We start from the raw sequence: 16,341 nt of genomic DNA on the forward strand, positions 1-16,341 counted from the left end.
AAAGGATACCATTTTATACCACTAAATTTTAGGTGAATCGTATCATAAGCTAGTGGTTCTACTGATGGCTCATCCCGGCATGGATCTTATCGATATTCCATTTCATCATTGTGTAATAGGTATCGCCCGGTTTTCCTTTTTGCGCCAAGGAATCCGTAAAGATTTTTGCATAAATTGGCAGTCCCGTTTCTTGGGCAACTTTAGCCATAGATTTCGGTGATACCGATGTTTCCACAAACAAACTCTGAACATCTGTTGCCGCAATTTTGGCAAGGACCGATTTCATTTGGGTTGGTGTCCCTTGCGATTCCGTATTGATTTCCCAGATATAAGTTGGGGTCACGTCATAAGCTGCTCCGAAGTATTTAAAAGCACCTTCAGAAGTCACCAACACGCGCCGCTTTTCTGGAATATCAGCAAATTGCGTCTGGGCCTTTGCATGTAATTTTTCTAAGCGCGCAATATACTGATCCGCATTTTGGCGGTAATAATCAGCATTTTTAGGATCCTTAGCTTGCAAGGCAACCGTTATATTTTCAACATACTGCATGCCATTGGCCAAATCCAACCACGCGTGTGGATCTGGTTCGTCCTTATTGGTCGTTAGATGTTGGACCTTGATCCCTTTAGTCGTCGCAAAAACGTCTTCCCCAAACTTTTTATGTGCGATTGACACTAACTTTTTAAACCAACCATTACCACCCGTTTCAAGGTTTAAACCATTATGAAATAACACATCGGCATCGGTTGCCTTGGAGATATCAGTTGGTTGGGGTTCATATTCATGGGGATCGGTCCCTCGTTTAACGATACTGTACAATTCGATTCGATCCTGGCCAACATTGGCGACCATATCTTCTAAAATTGAATTGGTGGTCACAACTCGTAATTTGGTGTGCTGACTATTAGCTTGTATTTTAGCTTGTGCCCGTTGGTGAATAAAACCGTACACACCACCAATAATGCCAGCGACGGTTAATAAAGTAATGAGTATTTTTTTCATCGTTGTTGCCCTCCCTTAGCTGAACGCCATTTCAAAAAGCCTTGTTTAGGCGCGCAGATAAACGAAACTGCGAATAAAACCGCAGCCATTAAGACAATTGCCGGGCCAGACGCCCAATTGAAGGTATAACTGAAATACAGCCCACTAATCGCCGCAACGGCCCCTATGCTAGCTGATAAAAAGAGCATTGTCACGAGTTTATTAGTCCATAAGAAGGCCGTCGCAGCAGGTGTAATTAGCATCGCCACTACCAGAATAATCCCGACCGTTTGTAACGCTGAAACCGTTACTAACGTTAAAACCAGCATCAAACCATAATGTAAGACCTGCGTTTTGAGGCCGTAAGTTCTGGCGTAGGTTTCATCAAACGAGGTAATCAATAATTCCTTATAGAAGAAAGAAACAAATAAGATGACAATCCCTAACACAATCGCAGTTGTCATAATATCCTGATCACTCACTGCTAAAATATTACCGAATAAAATATGATGGAGATTCGTTGCACTTTCTGCCATCGAAATCAGGATAAAGCCCAATGCGTAAAACGCACTGAAGACGACCCCAATCGAAGTATCCGTCTTAATCTTACTGTGGGTCGCGACAAAACCAATCAAGACCACCGCTAGAATGCCGAATACGGATGCGCCAACCAGCACGTTGATCCCTAACATATAGGCAACGGCCACGCCAGGTAACACGGCATGCGAAATCGCATCGCCCATCAAGGACATCCCTCTCAAAATAATGAAACTTCCGATAACCCCCGACATAATCCCAACCATAATGGCGGTTAATAATGCACTTTGTAAAAATTCGTAGCGCCCTAATGCGCCCATAAATGCTGAAATACTGGTCATTGGTCTACCTCCTGTTTTTCAAACAAGACGGCCGATAAGTCGGCACTAAATGCGCGCTCAATATTCTGGGCATTATACACTTGATCAGTCGGACCATAATCTACGATACCGTGATTCATAACCACTAAATCGTCAAAATACTGTGACACCTTATTCAAATCATGATGAATAACAATAATCGTCTTCCCTGCATCCCGCCACTGTTTCATAATGGCCATGATTGCCGTCTCACTTTGTAAATCAATGCCGACAAAAGGTTCATCTAAAATAATGATCTCCGCTTCTTGTACAATTGCGCGGGCCACGAAAACCCGTTGCAATTGGCCCCCTGATAACTGGCCAATTTGGCGACGTTTAAAATCAGCGAGGGCCACCTGTTCTAGTGCTGCTCGACTGGCCGCTATTGCCTGCTTGCCTGGATCGCGAAACAAACCTAACTTGCCATACGTGCCTGTTAATACAACATCAAAAACGCTGATTGGAAAATTTAAATCCAAATCTTTTCGCTGTTCAACGTATGCAACTTGTTTTTGGACAGCCCGCATTGATTTTCCTTGATATAAAACTGAGCCTTGCTGTGCTTTAACCAACCCTAATATTGCTTTAATGAGTGTTGATTTGCCTGCACCGTTTGGTCCAATGATGCCAGTGATTTTGCCTGCGTCAAAGTGAACGGCAACATCAGTAAATACTGGTGTGTCATCGTAAGCCACGGTGAGGTTCTTAACTGTTAACATAAAGAGCCTCCATTCTTTTAGGTATACCTAACTTTACATCTATCAGCATAACTGATTTTAACGCAATTAACAAATATTTTAGCCTAGTCTAAAAATATTAAAGATAACATTTGATTTAATTAATAATTTTTTCACATGAATTCACTCTAAATCCCACACTTTCCCCTCCAAAAGCGCTATACTAGTACTAACAAATCGATAAGGAGTGTTTTAATAATGAAAAAACCAATTAAGGGTTCATGTACGACAGTCTTAGTCGGCAAGAAAGCTTCAATCGACGGTTCAACAATGATTTCTAGAAATGATGATGGTCACGAAGCGCTAGATCCTCAACGTTTTGTTGTCGTCAATCCAGAAGACCAACCACGCGATTACCAAGCCGTAATCAGTGGTGTGCAAATCAAATTACCTGATAACCCAATGCGTTATACATCAATTCCTAACTCACTACTCACAAACGGCATCTGGCCAGCTGCTGGGATTAACAGCGAAAACGTCACAATGTCAGCAACCGAAACAATTACCACTAACCCTCGTATTCAAGGATTAGACCCACTCGTTGCCGGTGGTATCGGTGAAGAAGATATCGTTACTTTAGTCTTACCTTACATCCACAGTGCTCAAGAAGGGGTTGAACGTTTAGGCGCGCTTCTCGAAGAATTCGGCACGTACGAACCAAACGGGATTGCTTTTTCTGATCAAGACAGTGTTTGGTGGCTGGAAACAATCGGTGGTCATCACTGGGCTGCTGTTCGCATCCCTGATGATGCTTACGTGGTTGCCCCTAACCGCATGAACATCAATCACTTTGTCTTTGGCTCAGACAACACACTTTGTTCAGCTGATTTAAAAGCGTTAATTGATGATAATCACTTAAACCCAGACTTTGAAGGTTACAACCTCCGTCACATTTTTGGTAGTGCAACCATCAAAGATACCGTTTATAACAACCCTCGTACTTGGTATGGTCAACAATATTTCAACCCCGAAATTAAACAAGATCCAATGGACCATGATTTACCATTCATCTGCCATGCCAACCGTAAAATTTCAATCGAAGACGTTAAGTTTGTCTTGAGCGCCCACTTTGAAAATACGGAATACGATCCTTACGGTAGCGCACCAGAAGACGTTAAAACACGCTTCCGTCCTATCGGGATTAACCGGAACCACAATGTGCACATTTTACAAGTTCGTAACAACGTCCCTGCTGAAATCGCTGGTATTCACTGGTTAGCTTACGGTGCTAATACCTTCAATACAGTTGTGCCATTTTACGCCAACGTTAATGACACACCTGAATCATACAAGAATGCGACAGGAACATTCGACCTTAACAATATGTACTGGTTGAGCTGTACAACAGCCTTACTTGGCGATACAGACTATGACTTCTACGTTGATATGCGCAATACCTTCGAATTAGAAGCAATGAGCGCTTATCACGAAATCCAAAACGCAACTGACAAAGCCTTTGACGGTCAAAAAGATGCCGTTGCCTTCTTGGAAGAAGCCAATAACAAACTAGCAATAGAATCACTCCAACGCCAAACAAAACTATTAGGCGAAATGGTGATTTCAGGCTCAGAACACATGAAATTACGTTATAACTTGAATGACTAATTGTTAAATAAAAATGAGCTTCAGACAAATTACTGTCTGAAGCTCATTTTTTTATTTTCTTAATCTATCTGACTCAACGTTTCAAAAATTTTTGCAGTTGCCTGTATTTCTTCTATTGGATCAATAAGTGTTGTCAACTTAGATTTATAGAATTTATCTATCTTCTTAACGACCTCTTCTCCAGTTGGCGTCAATGAAATTATAACGACGCGCTGATCTTCGTTAACACCACTGCGTTCTTTAGCTAAGTAATCACTATAATAAAGTTGCGTTAATTTTCGACTAACCGCTGCTCTTGAGATATGCAGGTCTTCACTCAATATTGTTGGCCTGACACCTCCCGCTGCAGCAATTCGTTTCATCAAAACAAACTGTTCAAATGAAATATGATATGCCTCACAGGGTTCATTGAGCGCTCTTCTTGTATTATCTAGCATTTGAACTGCTTCGTAAAATGCTAATGTATTCTTACTCACGTATGTTCACCTCACATTCATCTTAACCTATTGTTATATTTAGTCATGTTAACCTATTCTGCTAAAAAAGGATTCTGGATAACCAGAATCCTTTTTGTATACAAACGATATTATGAAGCTTGAACACCTGTATATAATGTCCATGTTAAATGAGCTGTATAGATATCATTACCAACTTTTGAATCTTTTGGCAATGTTAAGTTGATGTCTGAACGATCCCAACCAAAGACGTTAGCGCCTTGGCCTTCAGAATCAGCAGCATTAGCAACTTCAACTTCTTGACCTTTACCGTCTAATGATAATGAAACGTTCTTAGCAATTGTTGAAACATCTTTGTCATCAATTGTTGGATCAGCTTGGAAATCACTATCTTGCGCTTCATTTGTCAATGTGAAGACGTCTGCTGTCTGACCATAAGCAGTGTTTTTGAGCAATAAGTTAGCGTTATTGATTGTTTCACCATTATTAGTTGCTGTTAAAACATCATCTGATTTAACTTTTAATTGCCATGTACCACTTTGTTTTGTTGTTTTAGCATCATCGCCGGTATCGTTATTTTCACGTGTGATTTGCTTATCAACAACTGTCGCCCAGGCTTTGCCCTTAACATCTGCTAATTTAGCATCGTTTGTATTTAAAACAGCTGTCATATTTGTATCCGTGTTCTTGTATGACGCATGACGATCATTGCTATCGATACTTACGTTATGACCAGTAGCATCAAATGTTGGGTATTGTGATAAGAATTCTGTATGGTTACCAAAATCTAATACGTGCGGTACCATTTGTAAACGTAAGTAGCCAGTATTCCCATTATCAGAGTTATCACCAAATGAGATCCCAACTTCTGTATTAACAGACATTGGTAATTCTGTACCACCATTAGCGTTGGCATCGTGTTCTACTGTGGCAGCGAATGTTGCTGTTGGTGCAAGAATGCTTAAGATTGTGCCGGCTGTTAAAGCTGCACTTGTCAATTTTGTGAATTTCATTTGAAATTCCTCCCTAGGTTTAATTTGTGCTTTGTGCACGTTTTTTATATAACACACCTATGGTGCCGTTATAACAAGTTTGGATGGGTACATCTGTCAACCATTCAGTTGGTTTGACGGAATTTTTATGGCTGATAATCCAAAACTAACGATCAGCGCAGCCAGTACTGCCTTACATTGTTAGTGTGGTATACGTATTAAAATTGATATAACTCACAATTGCGAAGGCTAGACTCACCAGAAATAAGATGGTCGTCAGTGTGGTTAGTGCAATGAACGTATATTTAACGGTTGAATAGTGATACTTATCGATTAATTTATTAATCATTCTTTGACTCCCTACTTCCATGTTTCCGAATATAATAAATTAAGATAACTCCTAACACGACACACACGCTAATGACAATGATGGTTAATTGTCGTTTTTTCTGATAGGCCACATTATGATCATTAATGTAGCGCGCATCCGTTTTAGTAATTTGAACAGTTTTCTTAATTTCCCGTTGATACTGATCACTCTTGAAATCAGCAATCATCGTGTAACGACCTGGTACCAAACGCTTCCCGCCTAACAACAAGTTGGCGTTGAAACTCGAATTCGGTGCGATATGCATTTTTTTCAAATCCAGCTTGTAATTGAAAAAGCCTAACTTCTGATTGGTTAACTTGGTTGATAATTGACCCTTTTTGAGAAAAATCGGATCGGGATTATTCACTTTAAACTGTAAGGCTGCTTTTTTATCAACAAATCCCGTCTGCATCGTAGGCATTTGTAAATGATGTAATTCTTTGCGTGGTAACTTTATCCCATTTAAAGTAACGCCAACTGCATATACGTAGCGGTTGCTGATACTGCCACCTGTTGGCCCCATTGCCGCTAAGTTAATCGCGAACGCCTTTTTGCCTTTAAAAGCAGTGTCCGGCATCTTAACATTTACATTCACCCATTTTTGGGTATTAGCGGGAACGACTACTTGTAGTTTAAAATGGACATATTGACTCCCCGGCTCTGGCAAAAGTTGTTTAGAAACCGGATCATCCGATAAGTAATCAATTCGACCATCGTCTGCAGTCTGCGCATCTTTGGCGCTGACTTTAACCTTAATTGGCTTATTCGTTGGGTTAAAGACCTTAATTTTTAAAGTCTTCTCAGTATTTGGTTTTAATTTAAGATTGAAGTAGCCGAGTTTATTCCCCCCAAGATTATCCTTTGGTATTTCTGGATAAATCATAAATGTCACTTTCTGTTTAGCATCAGCAGTTGCTGCCGTCACTAGTTGCGGTGTTGCCTGTCGCATTAATCCCCAAAAAGCGAGCATTATGGTGATTATTAAGCATCGTTTTTTCATGAGCGTCTCAATACTTTAATCAAACCGGTTATTGACACTAGCATTAAGACCCCACTGGCAGTTGCCACATAAGCCCACTTATTCTTTGGCTTTTTAAGCGCTTGTGCATTAACGGTTTTGACATCATCGGCCTTAATCGTGAAACTCTTTTTGAAGCGCCAAGTCAATGGCAACTTGTTCCAGAGATTCTGACCATGGACAACCGTATCAATCGTGTATTTCCCTGGTTTCAACTGTTCGTAATCCCACGAAATCGGTAGGGTTAACACTGAGTTAGGGGCTACAGATTGATTGCTAGTCGTATAAACATGTTTGGAAGAAAAGAGCCCTTCTTTAGAAACAACTGCCTTGGCGCTAACCTTATTAATAACCATTGGTTGCGTATTACGGATCTTAATCCCCATTGCAGCATGACGCCGATAAATCATGGCTTCTGTTTTGTCATATTTCAATTCAGGGTAAACTTTGTAGTGTTGGCCTTTCAGTGCAACGCCCACTGAATAGGCATAGTTACTACCAACTGATGATTGGCCACCTTTTTTATGAAGATATTCGATAAAATGCCAATCCCCATAAATCATGCCGTTTGTTCGATCTTCCGGCATTTTGACCGTCATTTTAAGAATTTTAGTCTCTTGAGCTGCCAATTTAATGGTCTCGCTCTTTTTATCTAATTTAGCAATTTTAGTGAACGGTACTTTCAAGCTTGGATCTAACCCTTTAGTGTTAGCTTGAAAACTAACGCCACCACCAACTTGGGTCATCGAATTTCTCAAGTCGGAATGAACCGTAATTGCGTGATCCGTAAAATTCTGAATCCGCATTTCAATTTTTTTAGTTTGACCTTGCGCCAAACTCATGTTGAAGTAATTTAAACTTAAATCCTCTTGTTCATCCGGCAAGATAGGCTGCACTTCAAAGTCCGCTTTTTGGGTTTGAGCAGCAGCTTGGACCTGTGTCATTTGACAGAGCATCAAGCCCACAAACGCCAAGCTCAATGCCATTAAACGTCTAACAAATTTCAATCGTACGCACCTCGTTTTATTATTCTGCGATTACTAATGACCAAGTTAATTGGCTTGTATATTGTCTTGGGAATCGTTTTGTTGCTTTAGGCACTTTCAAACCAATGCTGTAATCAGCCTGTTGGGCATCCCCAAATTGATAAGCCCAAATCCCAAAGCCATGTGCGACATAATAACCAGGATCAGGTGTCTTATTGGTGTGCGTCATTAAATTAACTGCCGCGCCTTTTGGTGTTAACTCAAACTCAGAAGTTACCTTAGAAACTGGGGCGGTTGCCCCTACGTCATCACTTTCTTTTAAGACAATCTGCCCATTATGGAAATTTAAGACGGCATTATCTAAGAATTTTTGATCTCCAGCAATCTTTTCATTAGCATTGGTATGGAACTGATCATCTTGTTTAACATTTAAAGTCCAACCCTTAGAGGTGTAGTAATCCTCAACGCTGACGGCGTATGGCTGTTTTTGATTGTCTTTAGTTTTAGCTTTTAGATAATAGTTTCGGTCAGTGCCAGTCGTATCATGTTTACCAAAATCCCAGCGTTTATCGGCAATAATGCCAATGTGGGATTCTTCATATCGATAAGTAATGACTTGTTCATCTTTGGCGTAAGTGACAGTATAATCATGAGCCAATGTCCAATCAGGTTTCGTGGTTGAGCCCCAATCTGGATCTACCATATTAGAAGAATCAACCACGGTCCAATTGCCGTCTGTTTCTGGAATAACTTTGGGTTGCACTAGTCTAGTGTTCCCAATTTTGCCATCAAAGGTCTCATCTTCGGCCAACTTGTGGCTTTCATCTTTTCGGTCCCGATAGCGAACAACAATCCGGCCTTTAGACTGTTTAATATTTAATTTGGCTTTTTCAGAAGCCCCAGCTCCAAAATCGGTGTCCAGACTAACACTATTATTAATCACTGATTTATTAGTCTCTTTTACTTTGGCTTTGACATAAGCAATCGCCATACCTTGACCCGCAATCGGAATACCATGATCCAAGATAACCTGGTTATCAGTCCAATCAGTTGTTTGCTTCGCAATAATTTTTTCATCTTTGTCCAAATAATCAATTCTAACTTGTTGAATATCACCTAAGTCAGCATCAAAAACATCCTTTAATATTGCACCCGGTTTAATATCGCCTGAGGCAGTGTTAACAATTTGTATCCGATATTCAATCTCATCGTCAACTTCAGCCGTTGTTTCTGTCATATAATCTGCGTCGGACTTCGTTATATTTTTAACTTCCTTAATTAGGGTTGGTGGTGTTTTTTTGATAACATTGACTTTAGCGACATTTGATTTAACATCAGCAACCATAGCTATATTATTAATAACGGTCTTTTTAGTGTCTTTGAGAATAGTCTCAAAAGTTAACACCACACTTCCATCCGCTGGGATAGCTTTTAAAATTAATTGATTACCAGTAAAGGTTAAGTCTTCGCTTCTCACCTCACTCCCGTTTGAATCTTTATAACTAACATGAACAGCGCTTGGTTCATCTAGATCAGAATCGAGCGGATCTTCAATAATGGCCTCCGGTACTTCCTCAGAATTAGTGTTAGTGAAAACTAATTTATAACCAATTTCATCGCCAATACTTGCTTCTGTTTCAGTAGCATACTTCGCATCTAATCTAGAAATATTTTTTACTTTTTTCGTTAATTCTGGTAATTGTACTTTGATAAACGGTACATCGACTATCGCACTTGCTGAACGTTCTTGTTGATTAACATTACTGTCTATACCAACAACATTGACAGTGTTACGAACAGTTCGCCCAGAAGCTGTAGTTAAAGCCTTCGCTTCAAATGTGACACTAACCCACTGGTTATCTTTAACACTGTTAGGAACCGTAACTTTCAACTCTCGAGTTACTTCATTGTAAGCTGACGGTGAAATGGTTATTTCTTGACCGCTTTGATTTATTAACCTTATTGAATTTGTATTAATTTGAAATTCGGACGGAATAATATCACTAAACGAAACATCACTCCAAGAAGAATCCAATCCCAAATTATGAGCACGTAATGTAAACTTTATATTATCGCCTGGTCTATTACTCCCATCAGTACTAGTTTCATTTTGATATTCTTTATAAGCTTCTGGTGCAACGTCAGGGGCTTTAGTAATCCCTATATCTTGACGATAATGTTGTGATTCACCAGGGGCCAAGGTAGCAAACGGCCACTTGGCTGTATATGAAGTATCGGAATTTTTTAAAACTGTGTAACCCTCTTCTAAATTCTTTTGTTCCAAGCCCGTTCCAGAAAAATTACGTGGTGTGAACCCATCAAACCAAGGATTTCTCCTAGTCCAAGTTTGTGCCGCATAATTAATTGGTCCATCAGGAACCTTCATATTGATGGCCAATTTATAGGGATTTTGAGTGATATATAATCCTGCGTTATTGCCCATTGATGACATCGGTACTTTATCATTACCGTTTAACATTGTATCTTGACCAATAAAGGTCCCATAAGAAACGGATTGAGTTGTGTCATTTTTCAAATAAAGCTCTTGTTGAACCGCAGTAGTACCTGATAGTGAAGGCCGCAATAGAATTTCAGCAATTAATGTCTTCCCATTACGTTCAAACTGCCCCATTATTTTGCTAACAAGGTTACCCTCGCTGTCGTGCCCGACAAAATATGCCTTATTTGTTAACTTGTTAGCTAAGATAGCTTGTTTAGGTCCATCATTACTTTCATTTGGTTCGAAAACAATCCCAAAACCGGTTGATGTTCTTACTGCTTTACTACTAGTGTCTTCTCCCTTAAAAAAAGCGCCGATTGTTTTATTGTTATCTTTAATAAAGATATTAATCTGGCTACCCTGAATATTGTAGCTAGAAATTTTTGAATCTGCTTCTGCGTCAATTCCGCCATTCACACCACCGAAGGTATAATTAAGAAATCGACTTGTACTTCCTTGAAAAGCCTTACTTCCGACCTCTGTTTTTGTCTTTTGAACCCAATTAGGAATACCGTCATCAAAAGTATTGGGATTAATTGCTAATGCTTTTGATGTTGGGTTATCAATCACTTTAACAGTAGCTGTCTTCGAAATTAAATGATCAGTTTCGGTAGAAGCCGTAATATCGACCTTCCCAACTGTTGTCGCTTTTACTAGTAGCGTAAAATCTTTCTTTATCGGTTCGTTGCTGGAAATCTTTAAAATGTTCTTCCCTGTATTCTGATTATTTTGTGATTCAAAGTTAATACCCCCGTTATCGCTAGATATTTTTATCGGCGTTAGTATTGCTTTATTGCCAAGATTAATATAGAGAGGCTCATTGATTTCACTAGCATTAAGATCAACTTTTAACTGGATGGTATCTCCAACGATATATTCTGTTTGATTTAGATTAAAGGTTATTTGAGGTGTATCCTCCTTCGACAAACTAGTTTGTCGTTGAACACCATCTGTTCCAACGATATCTTTCAGCAATAGTGGTTTAGATTCATAGTGAACGCCGTTCATTATTGTTGTCACTTTCAACTGTTGTTTAGCGGATATACCAGTATCTTTTAGTTTAAAAACTAATAAGTATTCTTTTTTGAACGTTGTTGCTTGTCTATTTACCAAATCATTCTCAATATTTTCAGCTGTTTGTGCTGTTTGTTTTAAAATAACTTGATTGGAATTATTTTTTTGATCAAGGGTAGCCGTATACGCTGATTTTTTGTTTAATTGATTACTAGTTGTGCGATCAAATGTGGCCCCCTCTGGTATAGTTAGCGCTAAATCACGTTGCGCTTTTGACTGATCGCTCGCTCTAATTACAATTTGTTTTTCATTAGATAATTCCTGATCCGATGTTAACGCAAGATTTGAATCTACTTTGATACTATTTTCAGCAAGGATCGTTCCGGTAGTAACAACTAGTTGTATACCCATTACTGCTAGTAACACCAAACTGAACATTATATTTCGTCTATTTAAAGTCACATTTTACCCCTCCCGAGAAATCATTGACGATGATAAGAAACTAAATTGATTGCATGTCATTTTATATAATCGAATCAATGATTCGGTATTGATTAACAGCGTTTATACTTTCGATAGATAAATAATAATATATTAACTATCTACCGAAAGACCAATAAATACCACCTTTAGGTGGCACAACAGAGAGTGTCATAACTCCTGAGTTATGAACTTATTGGTATGATAAAGTGCTAAAACTCTACTGCCACGAACCTATAGAAATCCTTCAAGAGGTTGATATTAGAAAATAAATCAAAATGAATTGATAACTCAACCGAGTGTGTATTATTAGTAAATAATATTTACAAAGCTAGATTAAATAAAATAAAAAAGGAGTGCCGAGTGATAACTACTCGGCACTCCTTTTTTATTCTTGTCTAATGTTCTTTATCAATTAATTATTGCATTATTATTCTTAATATAGACAATCTAGGAATTTTTTTTATTTCTATTGAGAAATTATTAGTTGTAGTTAACCGTTTTTTAGTATTTTTTGAGCAAGCACTTTCATTTGACGATTCTCGGTTGAAAGTCCTATAGTGACTAGGTAAGTTGCGCACAATTATTTTCTAGTGTGTTCCTAGTTTTTAAACTATTCTTAGGAGGTCAAATATTATGACAAATCAACTAACGACTAACGAAGGGCAACCATGGGCGGACAATCAACATTCACAAACTGCCGGCCAACGCGGTCCCGTCTTAATCCAAGATTATCAATTACTCGAAAAACTCGCCCATTTTAACCGCGAACGCATTCCTGAACGAGTGGTTCACGCCAAAGGTGCTGGCGCTAAAGGTTATTTCAAGGTCACAAAAGACATGAGCGCCTACACCAAAGCTGCTGTCTTCAGTGGCGTCGGCAAAAAAACACCGCTTATCACTCGTTTTTCTCAAGTCGCTGGTGAAGCTGGCTATCCCGATACATACCGCGATGTTCGTGGTTTCGCCGTTAAATTCTACACGGAAGAAGGCAATTACGATATTGTTGGCAATAATACGCCGGTCTTCTTCGTCAATGATCCACTAAAATTCCCCGATTTCATTCATTCACAAAAACGTGATCCTCGGACACATGCCCGTAGCCAAGATATGCAATGGGATTTCTGGTCCCTTTCACCCGAATCTGTCCATCAAGTTACGATTCTCATGAGTGACCGCGGGATTCCTGCCAGTTACCGAATGATGCACGGCTTTGGTAGCCACACCTTCAAATGGGTCAACGCACAAGGTGAACAATTCTGGGTTAAATATCATTTCAAAACGAACCAAGGCGTTCATAATCTCAGCAACGAACTCGCCGATGAACTCGCTGGTAAGGATACTGATTACCTTCAAAACGATTTATTCGACGCAATTGAAACGGGCGATTATCCCAGTTGGACTGTCGCCGTCCAACTCGTCCCTTATGAAGATGGTTTGAATTATCCCCAAGATATTTTTGATGTTACCAAGGTTATTTCACAAAAGGATTATCCATTAATCGAAATCGGTCAAATGGTCCTCGATGAAAATCCAACGAATAACTTCGAAGATATCGAAGAATTGGCCTTCTCACCAGCTAACTTAGTCCCTGGAATTGAAGCATCACCGGACAAATTACTCCAAGGTCGACTATTTGGTTATAAGGATGCGGAACGTTACCGACTTGGTGCCAACTACGAACAACTGCCAATCAACCGACCAAAAGTCCCTGTTCATAATTACGAACGTGACGGTGTCATGGCCCAAAACCAAGAAACGGGCGTTAACTACGAACCAAATAGTCAAGATGGACCCACTGAAGTCCCAGCAGCTAAGATTCATAGTGATCAACTCTCTGGTACAACTGGCAACTTCTCTACCGATCCCGATTATTACTCAGCAGCTGGCAAACTTTATCGGCTACTATCCGCTGATGAACAAACCCGTTTAATCGAAAATATTCGCATGAATCTTGGTCAAGTAACTAAACCAGAAATTCAAATTCGCGAAGTTAAACAATTTTACCAAGCTGATCCAGAATACGGTCGACGCGCCGCAACCGCATTAAATTTAGATTTAGCACAGTTTGAATAACGCCGAGCACAAAAAAATAGGTGGTCCCATTGAGGACCACCTATTTTTTATTCGTTATCTTTATTATCTTTTTTACCTGCTTCTTGTTTTGCTGCCCATTCTTTCTTAGTCAACAAGTCAGAAACATTCATTTTAATTTTTGTAACATTTAAACCGGTCATCTTATGCACAGACTTGGCAATTTGATCGGTTGTTTGTTCAAAAATATCTGGGGCTGATTTACCGTATTCCAAAATGGCATCTAATTCGATTGTCACTTCTTGATCGTCAATATCTGCATCAACACCTTTAGTTGGATCTGCTTCATCTCTGAAACGATCTGCTAATTGACTCATCATACCACCTGATAATTCTAAGACACCATCGATATCATGAACAGTTTGACCGGCAATTTTTTCAATCACACCGTCTGAAAAGTTTAATTCTTTTTCAATTTGTGCGTTATGATTTGGTGTTTCCTTATTAGGTTTGTCCATCATCTTATCCATTGGTTTGTTTGGCTTATCCATTATTTTAATCCCCTTTTCTTAATTTTTTATTGAACTCTTTTGTCGTCGTTATCGCTCTTTTTAGCGTTGCTACCTTGTTGTTGCCATTCTTTCTTAGTCATAACGTCACTAACATGACTATTGACCTCAACAACACTCAATCCCGTCATTGATTCAACAGCTTCGGTGACAGCCGACGTTAAGCGTTCAAATACGTCGCGCGCGTTGCGACCATATTCCAAAATAATAGTCATATCAATCGCCACTTGTTTTTCGCCGACTTCAACACTGATGCCTTTGGTAGGATCGCTATCAGTTCTGAATCGATCAGCGATATCGCTGAAAAAGTTGCCATTCATTGATAGTAACCCATCAATATTTTGTGCTGTTTTACCAGCAATTTTTGCAATGACAGCATCTTCGAACGTTAACTTGCTGTTTGCTAATACGTCATCTAAATGTGCTTGTTCTACCATTTTGCTGCACCTCCATTATTTATCTTGTCTTAATACGCGGTTGACTTGTGCTCTAAAACCTTCTAAATCATCTTTGGATCCCGTTAAACTTGCTGCAATGTAGCCAATCAGACCGGCAATCAAAATTAAAATTAGGCTCACAAATCCAAAGCCAATCCATATTGCCGCTAATGCAGCGCCTGCAATAAAGCCCCAATAAGAACGTTTCATTTGTTTCACCTCAAATCACTTTACTTTGCGTCCGACCTTGATCATGAACAAGTGGCGCAAGCTTAACATTTACTGATTTAATTGGCATGTCAAAGACCTCTTTGAGTGCCTGTTGTGCTGTTTCCTTCACCGCTCTGGCTTGCTGATCAATGTCCCGATTATCAAGCACTTTTGCTTGAATATCTGCACTAACCTTTGGTTGTCGACCTTTAAAAACGGTCTGGACATAAACATCCTTCAAACGGTGTTTTTCAATTATTGCCTGGGAAATTGTTTTTTCAACCGCTTTACGCGATAAAGCTAATTCCCCTTGATTGGTTTTAATAATCATCTGACGTTTCTTTGGCAAACTAAAAATTGCTAGTAATAATAAATAAAGAAAAACCAGACCACTAATAACGCCCAATCCCAGCCCTATATTGCTAATCCACTCTTCTGACAGCCAGTTAAAGTTAATGGCTTGTTGATCTGCTAGTCCTAGCGGATAAACGAGCAAAATGAACCATGCTACCTGACATAATCCCAGAAAACTGGCTAAGCCGATTACCGTTTTTGTCAATTTGTTCATGGTATCTGCTCCTTTACTTTAGGATTTCTTACGTGAAAATAGCATTGATACTAAGAATACGATGATTACGGCACCTAAGATTGAAGGTACTAGCGCCATACCTGCTAGTTGGGGTCCCCAACTACCAAATAATGATTGACCTAACCAGGCACCGACAAGGCCCCCTACAATATTGCCAATCCAACCAGCGGGTAAATCACGACTTGTAATAGCCCCCGCAATAATACCAATTAAAGCCCCAATAATTAAAACCCATAACCAATGTAACATAATAATCATCCTTCCATACTATTTATTATAATCGATATTCCATCGACTACTTGTACTACCTAAGAGTAACAAGTTCAACATTGTTTTGTAAAAGTATACGCTTATTCATTTTATAAATAGGCAAATTACAAGTTTAATCCGAACAAGCCCGGAATCTTTCAATGGCAGTCTGTTGATGATGTATTTTTAATGGTCGTTGATTAATTAGTTCAAGTGCT

General features: G+C 39.3%; 16 protein-coding genes. 2 read left to right on the plus strand and 14 right to left on the minus strand.

Translation table 11 applies throughout. From position 1 onward, the window contains the following. Positions 1-58: 58 nt before the first annotated feature. The 3 genes from NDN60_RS07335 to NDN60_RS07345 are packed head-to-tail and all read right to left on the minus strand — an operon-like array spanning position 59 to position 2,597. Positions 59-1,003, minus strand: coding sequence for a metal ABC transporter solute-binding protein, Zn/Mn family (locus tag NDN60_RS07335; protein ID WP_011373893.1), 945 nt, complete (start codon positions 1,001-1,003; stop codon positions 59-61). Next, entirely contained in the window at positions 1,000-1,860 is an 861-nt protein-coding gene (locus tag NDN60_RS07340; protein ID WP_011373892.1) for a metal ABC transporter permease, read from the minus strand. The genes NDN60_RS07335 and NDN60_RS07340 overlap by 4 nt, the downstream gene beginning before the upstream one ends. Further along, positions 1,857-2,597: a metal ABC transporter ATP-binding protein gene (locus tag NDN60_RS07345; RefSeq protein WP_099947599.1), complete on the minus strand. Its 741-nt coding sequence runs from the start codon at positions 2,595-2,597 to the stop codon at positions 1,857-1,859. Before NDN60_RS07345 ends, NDN60_RS07340 begins: the two co-directional genes overlap by 4 nt. A 216-nt stretch (positions 2,598-2,813) precedes the next feature. Between NDN60_RS07345 and NDN60_RS07350 the strand changes: the two genes are divergently transcribed. After that, complete coding sequence (locus NDN60_RS07350; protein ID WP_099947598.1) at positions 2,814-4,220, plus strand: C69 family dipeptidase; 1,407 nt, start codon at positions 2,814-2,816, stop codon at positions 4,218-4,220. A 59-nt stretch (positions 4,221-4,279) separates the two neighbouring features. On the opposite strand, the gene NDN60_RS07355 is transcribed toward NDN60_RS07350, so the two are convergent. From NDN60_RS07355 to NDN60_RS07380, 6 genes are all read right to left on the minus strand, one after another. After that, positions 4,280-4,696, minus strand: coding sequence for a MarR family winged helix-turn-helix transcriptional regulator (locus tag NDN60_RS07355; protein WP_011373889.1), 417 nt, complete (start codon positions 4,694-4,696; stop codon positions 4,280-4,282). A 110-nt stretch (positions 4,697-4,806) separates the two neighbouring features. Beyond that, positions 4,807-5,688 carry a WxL domain-containing protein gene (locus NDN60_RS07360; RefSeq protein ID WP_099947597.1) on the minus strand — a complete coding sequence of 294 codons (882 nt, stop codon included), beginning with the start codon at positions 5,686-5,688 and terminating at the stop codon, positions 4,807-4,809. 172 nt (positions 5,689-5,860) lie between these two features. Next, positions 5,861-6,016 (minus strand): hypothetical protein, encoded by a 156-nt coding sequence (locus NDN60_RS07365; protein WP_155516322.1) that lies wholly within the window; start codon positions 6,014-6,016, stop codon positions 5,861-5,863. After that, entirely contained in the window at positions 6,009-6,986 is a 978-nt protein-coding gene (locus tag NDN60_RS07370; RefSeq protein WP_172952579.1) for a DUF916 and DUF3324 domain-containing protein, read from the minus strand. The genes NDN60_RS07365 and NDN60_RS07370 overlap by 8 nt, the downstream gene beginning before the upstream one ends. Before the next feature lie 47 nt (positions 6,987-7,033). Continuing rightward, on the minus strand, positions 7,034-8,062 hold the full coding sequence (locus NDN60_RS07375; protein WP_082267843.1) for a DUF916 and DUF3324 domain-containing protein: 1,029 nt from the start codon (positions 8,060-8,062) through the stop codon (positions 7,034-7,036). Between the two features lie 19 nt (positions 8,063-8,081). Continuing rightward, positions 8,082-12,017 carry a WxL domain-containing protein gene (locus tag NDN60_RS07380; RefSeq protein ID WP_147658289.1) on the minus strand — a complete coding sequence of 1,312 codons (3,936 nt, stop codon included), beginning with the start codon at positions 12,015-12,017 and terminating at the stop codon, positions 8,082-8,084. A gap of 654 nt (positions 12,018-12,671) precedes the next feature. On the opposite strand from NDN60_RS07380, the gene NDN60_RS07385 reads away from it, so the two are divergent. After that, a complete protein-coding gene (locus NDN60_RS07385; protein WP_076639056.1) occupies positions 12,672-14,111 on the plus strand; it encodes a catalase in 1,440 nt (479 codons plus the stop codon). Positions 14,112-14,158: 47 nt separating this feature from the next. Here NDN60_RS07385 and NDN60_RS07390 read toward each other — a convergent pair whose 3' ends face one another. Genes NDN60_RS07390 through NDN60_RS07410 form a run of 5 tightly spaced genes read right to left on the minus strand, consistent with a single transcriptional unit; the run spans position 14,159 to position 16,123 of the window. Continuing rightward, positions 14,159-14,620, minus strand: a complete 462-nt coding sequence (locus tag NDN60_RS07390; RefSeq protein ID WP_099947194.1) for an Asp23/Gls24 family envelope stress response protein — start codon at positions 14,618-14,620, stop codon at positions 14,159-14,161. A 26-nt stretch (positions 14,621-14,646) separates the two neighbouring features. Then, entirely contained in the window at positions 14,647-15,075 is a 429-nt protein-coding gene (locus NDN60_RS07395; RefSeq protein ID WP_011373880.1) for an Asp23/Gls24 family envelope stress response protein, read from the minus strand. A gap of 15 nt (positions 15,076-15,090) precedes the next feature. Next, positions 15,091-15,285, minus strand: a complete 195-nt coding sequence (locus NDN60_RS07400) for a hypothetical protein (RefSeq protein ID WP_011373879.1) — start codon at positions 15,283-15,285, stop codon at positions 15,091-15,093. A 10-nt stretch (positions 15,286-15,295) separates the two neighbouring features. Further along, positions 15,296-15,853: an alkaline shock response membrane anchor protein AmaP gene (gene amaP, locus NDN60_RS07405; protein ID WP_011373878.1), complete on the minus strand. Its 558-nt coding sequence runs from the start codon at positions 15,851-15,853 to the stop codon at positions 15,296-15,298. Positions 15,854-15,871: 18 nt separating this feature from the next. After that, on the minus strand, positions 15,872-16,123 hold the full coding sequence (locus NDN60_RS07410; protein WP_011373877.1) for a GlsB/YeaQ/YmgE family stress response membrane protein: 252 nt from the start codon (positions 16,121-16,123) through the stop codon (positions 15,872-15,874). Positions 16,124-16,341 lie beyond the last annotated feature (218 nt).

Origin of the sequence: Latilactobacillus sp., from assembly GCF_033176295.1 — a bacterium.
GTDB lineage: Bacteria > Bacillota > Bacilli > Lactobacillales > Lactobacillaceae > Latilactobacillus > Latilactobacillus sakei.

What these genes read in the sequence shown, in the direction of transcription:
- NDN60_RS07335 (WP_011373893.1), bottom strand. Translation starts at nt 1,003, where the DNA reads ATGAAAAAAATACTCATTACTTTATTAACCGTCGCTGGCATTATTGGT.
- NDN60_RS07340 (WP_011373892.1), bottom strand. Translation starts at nt 1,860, where the DNA reads ATGACCAGTATTTCAGCATTTATGGGCGCATTAGGGCGCTACGAATTT.
- NDN60_RS07345 (WP_099947599.1), bottom strand. Translation starts at nt 2,597, where the DNA reads ATGTTAACAGTTAAGAACCTCACCGTGGCTTACGATGACACACCAGTA.
- NDN60_RS07350 (WP_099947598.1), top strand. Translation starts at nt 2,814, where the DNA reads ATGAAAAAACCAATTAAGGGTTCATGTACGACAGTCTTAGTCGGCAAG.
- NDN60_RS07360 (WP_099947597.1), bottom strand. Translation starts at nt 5,688, where the DNA reads ATGAAATTCACAAAATTGACAAGTGCAGCTTTAACAGCCGGCACAATC.
- NDN60_RS07365 (WP_155516322.1), bottom strand. Translation starts at nt 6,016, where the DNA reads ATGATTAATAAATTAATCGATAAGTATCACTATTCAACCGTTAAATAT.
- NDN60_RS07370 (WP_172952579.1), bottom strand. Translation starts at nt 6,986, where the DNA reads ATGCGACAGGCAACACCGCAACTAGTGACGGCAGCAACTGCTGATGCT.
- NDN60_RS07385 (WP_076639056.1), top strand. Translation starts at nt 12,672, where the DNA reads ATGACAAATCAACTAACGACTAACGAAGGGCAACCATGGGCGGACAAT.
- NDN60_RS07390 (WP_099947194.1), bottom strand. Translation starts at nt 14,620, where the DNA reads ATGGATAAGCCAAACAAACCAATGGATAAGATGATGGACAAACCTAAT.
- NDN60_RS07395 (WP_011373880.1), bottom strand. Translation starts at nt 15,075, where the DNA reads ATGGTAGAACAAGCACATTTAGATGACGTATTAGCAAACAGCAAGTTA.
- NDN60_RS07400 (WP_011373879.1), bottom strand. Translation starts at nt 15,285, where the DNA reads ATGAAACGTTCTTATTGGGGCTTTATTGCAGGCGCTGCATTAGCGGCA.
- amaP (WP_011373878.1), bottom strand. Translation starts at nt 15,853, where the DNA reads ATGAACAAATTGACAAAAACGGTAATCGGCTTAGCCAGTTTTCTGGGA.
- NDN60_RS07410 (WP_011373877.1), bottom strand. Translation starts at nt 16,123, where the DNA reads ATGTTACATTGGTTATGGGTTTTAATTATTGGGGCTTTAATTGGTATT.